At 47.0% G+C, this 3989-nt stretch carries 4 protein-coding genes; all 4 read right to left on the bottom strand.

What is annotated here, in order from left to right; all coding sequences use genetic code 11:
* Positions 1-628: 628 nt before the first annotated feature.
* Entirely contained in the window at positions 629-1702 is a 1074-nt protein-coding gene (locus tag ACJ9N4_RS20655; protein WP_182919923.1) for a hypothetical protein, read from the bottom strand.
* A gap of 14 nt (positions 1703-1716) precedes the next feature.
* Positions 1717-2163, bottom strand: coding sequence for a hypothetical protein (locus ACJ9N4_RS20650; RefSeq protein ID WP_182919924.1), 447 nt, complete (start codon positions 2161-2163; stop codon positions 1717-1719).
* A 24-nt stretch (positions 2164-2187) separates the two neighbouring features.
* Positions 2188-3255, bottom strand: coding sequence for a PAAR domain-containing protein (locus ACJ9N4_RS20645; RefSeq protein WP_395121557.1), 1068 nt, complete (start codon positions 3253-3255; stop codon positions 2188-2190).
* Positions 3256-3278: 23 nt separating this feature from the next.
* Positions 3279-3989, bottom strand: a 711-nt coding sequence (locus ACJ9N4_RS20640) for a type VI secretion system Vgr family protein (protein ID WP_411500767.1), incomplete at its 5' end; no start/stop codon positions are given.

Genomic DNA, 3989 nt, shown 5'->3' with positions numbered 1-3989 from the left:
AGCAGTTTGCTGCGGTCAATGCGCGCATCCGTGCCAAGCAGCGTCAGCGTCAGGGCGAACGACTCGGACATCGCCTCACGGCCGGAGAGTTTCCAGAAAAGTAGCCCCTCGACCGGGAGCTGGACGGTAATTCGGTTGAGCATAATTTTTATTCCGTAAATGCAACATCTCTTTTTCAGGGACAGTGTAGAGACATTTCCAAAAATTATCCGACTCTCTTTTTCCTGACCTTTTAACCAGATGAGGAAAAAATGTATTTTTCAACACCCATAATGCAACATCATCAGTAAAAACTTATCATTCCGTGACTGAGTATCCCATAGCCCCCTTCAACCCACCAGCACCGCAGTCTCTCCCGTTTCCTTACGTTAGTGGAAAAAGAAGTTGTCTATCCGTTCAGCAAAATATAGTCTTTTCCCGTAATAGTTTATTGCTAATAATATATTACAAACTATTGAGCTCAGGCGTAGTGAGTGTTGTGCGGAAGAGGAGAGAAGATGCTAATCTGATAAAGAGCCACAAGTAAAAAAGTCCTGTGGCAAATGTACTATTTACTATCGAGTTCAACGACTGGCATCGAAATAAAACCCCACGCTCCCACGTGATTTTTTAAATGCCAGTTAATGACTCAGGCTCTTTCAACATGAAATGTTGAAAGGATAATTTCGAGGCAGCGTTTATTGGCCTCGAAGTGATAATCACGATGATTACAGTGTTTGCCCACCAGTTCTGCATAGCACCAGATGTTTCCCACACCGAAAATATAACACTGGTATATGGCGCGCATTTTTTCCTCAGTGCTAACAATTTCACCCCGGCAGGTAGAAAGTGTTTCACCTAAGGAGGGATTAAATTCGTTGGGAACAGTGCTCAGGGCTTCAGTAGCCAGCGTGACGGCAGGTTCATGATCGTGAAATCGTTTTGTTGAGACGCTAAAAACATCCTGCGCGGTAAACAGCATCTCCTGCGAGTAAAAGCAAAGATTAATAACACCGTAGTTAATACCATCAAACGTATGCTCGACCACCAGGCGCGTTTCTGTCAGGGGCTTCACCTGCCAGGATTCCGGCACTTTAAAGCTGCTGCTGTTTTTAGCGCTGAGGTTCACAGTCTTCAGTAGTTCGGCCAGAGCCAGATTGCTACGATGCAGTAAATCCCAGTTCACCACCGTAAAGTGAATATCGTTCGCCAGTGCCGGATAATCACGCGCCGCACAGGCCGCTTTAATCAGGAAATAGTTTCCGCCGCCCTCTTCCGGATTGTAATCCTTCTGTACGGTATAGCGTGAAATCACCTCATCGCCGGAAGAGTGCGTTTTGAGGGTCAATACATCTGCAAACAGGCCACTACCGGAAGGATGTACAATTAAGCGCTGGTTCAGCACTTTCTCGCCCATCAAATCCAGCTTGTTAAACAACCAATCCGCAGGATTCATCTCCCACTGACAGCGTTCATAAGCGGCCCATACTTCCATATAGGGCTGCGCATCGCTCGTTAGGTAGCGTCCAAGATTAGTCAAACCAACTTCGGCAATATGTCGAGGAGTCAGATCAGCAGGTTTGACGCGCTTTGGCAAAACCACCCAGTACTGAAGCATTTTTTTATCAGTTGAGGTGTACAGGCACTTCCAGTAGTTCGCCTCAATGTCTTCGTTACTTTTGGTTGACGCTACTGGAAAAACATAATTATTGTCGGTGTTCATAAAACCTCTTCAACTCAGACTGTACTGCCAAACCAAATACCGTAGAACATAAGGATACAGCCAAACGATGCCAGACATTTTACCAGCATACGCAGTTTTGGCCCATATTTGTTGAACAGTGATGATAATCTTGTGTAGTTCGCAGCAGTATTATAACGCTCATGAAAACGTATAATGATATCGAAGATGGCACTTAGCATAACGACGAAAAACTTTGAAAATAATATCGTAATGAACGAAGCAGGTATAAGGACAGTTAACGCTCGCGCTGTTTCCTTAGTAATTAATGGTATGAATTTTGACACCCCAACAAGAATGAAAACCAACACAAACGAGCCGATTAGCACTGAGATAAACTTCAATCCTAAACCACGCCACTCTTTTTTTGTGTACAGATCTTTCCCATTCCAGATATAAATCAGCGTGATAATTACAAATAGCGTAAAACCAATCCATTTCATTACGTACTCATCCCCATGCAACCTTTAATCACCAATCAAAACAGTAACACACCCGGTAATAATTGCACCATCCCCACTATCTACCGGAGCAGAAGATGAAGTTTGCTCATCATCACCATATAAATAGTCAAAGAAATCCAGGATAGGTTTGAACGCCACTTTTAAACTCGCATCGCCTTTCAAACCCACTAGCGCCGCAGCACCTCCCGTCAACCTTACATTGGCTGAATAGTCAGTCGTATCCCAGAAAGCACTTCCGCCGATAGAACCACCTGCAGACCCTAAGCTACCGTCAATTTTTGCTTCCCCGGAAACGATACCCAGGATGTCAAGATTACCAGATGCTTCGCCTTTTATCCCTTTCGCTTCCGCGCCAGCATCAGCCGTGAATCCGTATCGCCCATTGTTGCCGGTATACACTTCACCCACGGCTTTGGCTTCAGCCGTGCCGATGGTGACATCCCCTGCAATACCGCCATACAGTGTCCCTTCCTTACCAGCGGCGGCAGAGCCGCCGTACTGCACACCTGTCGCAGTAGCATTAGCATTCAGGCCATAAATATTATTACCACCACCATACACAGAACCAGTAGCGTTGGCGACGGCGAGCTTATTACGCATCTCCGCACGCATTAAATCCTTACTTTTCATATTGCCGACGGTAATATCTGAGAACGCAAAGCCAGCCGAAGCGGTATCAACATCACCGTTGAGGTTCTTATCCTCCAGGCTGGCATAGGCACCCAGAACGCGAGCATCATAATGATCACCGTGCATCATTCCATCTTCACCGGCATCTTTCGCCAGCGTGCCGCCCCAGTACTGTGGTGCAGCTGTTTTCTGTGCGGCAGGTGCAGGCGAGCCGCTGGCATTACACTGCGTCTTGTCTCCTTTACGTACGAGAGGCATACCGTTAACGAAGACCGTGCTGGAGCCACCAACAATGACGCCACTTCCGTGGCTTGAACAAGATAACGTATCGCCCTTTCGGGCAGCTGGAAAACCGCCGATGATTACGTCGGGACTTCCTGACTGTATTGGCCCCGTATGTGCACTGGTATCTATGGTCGCTCTGGCGGCAGGCTGTCCCATTATTACTATCCTTCCACTGAAAATTAGCTGTTAATTTTAACGACAGCGCCTTTAACATCCGTCAGATTAGTGCCGCTGATATTGATCGTATCGTTAGCTTTCAGCTCGGCATTTATTCCCCCCCCTAGTTTCGTCATCTCTGTCCCTTTGAATGACGCTTCAGTAATACTTTCCGCCTTCAGTGTACCTTCGGAAACGATAATTTCGATGGTCGATGGTGTGATAAGAATATAGTTATCATTCACCTTCAACTTAATGGAGGTTGTCGCTTCCAGAAGAGCATTTCCCTCTTTATCCATAGTCAATACAGTCTGGTTTTTACCCACATTGATTTTGTGCTGGTTACCCGTATTGCTGGTTGAATTTCCCCCCACATTAACGTGGCGGTTGCGCTTAACCATCACGTGTTCATCCTGACCGATGGTTTTTTTACGATCGACCCCGACGTCATGTGTCTCGCTGTGCTCAATCTCGGTATCCATATTTTTTTCAGCATGGATCCAGATTTGCTCTTGCCCAGCCTTATCCTCAAAACGTAGAGCATTGGCATTATCTTTATGCCCATCCTTGCTGCGGCTAAAGAAGCCCATCTGCGTGGCCGCCGCAGGCAGCGCCCACGGCGGCATGCTTGCTTCGTTGTACACGCGGCCTGTGATGATTGGTCTATCCGGGTCGCCGTTGATAAAGTCCACGACCACTTCATCGCCGACACGCGGGATCTGCACACCACCATA

The organism is Enterobacter sp. LM3 (assembly GCF_046622475.1).
GTDB lineage: Bacteria > Pseudomonadota > Gammaproteobacteria > Enterobacterales > Enterobacteriaceae > Enterobacter > Enterobacter cloacae_P.
Note: the sequence above shows the minus strand (reverse complement) of the source record. Positions and strands in the feature narration are given on the sequence as shown.

Bases quoted from the DNA above. Each gene is read 5' to 3' on its own strand.
- ACJ9N4_RS20655 (WP_182919923.1), bottom strand. From the start codon at position 1,702: ATGAACACCGACAATAATTATGTTTTTCCAGTAGCGTCAACCAAAAGT.
- ACJ9N4_RS20650 (WP_182919924.1), bottom strand. From the start codon at position 2,163: ATGAAATGGATTGGTTTTACGCTATTTGTAATTATCACGCTGATTTAT.
- ACJ9N4_RS20645 (WP_395121557.1), bottom strand. From the start codon at position 3,255: ATGGGACAGCCTGCCGCCAGAGCGACCATAGATACCAGTGCACATACG.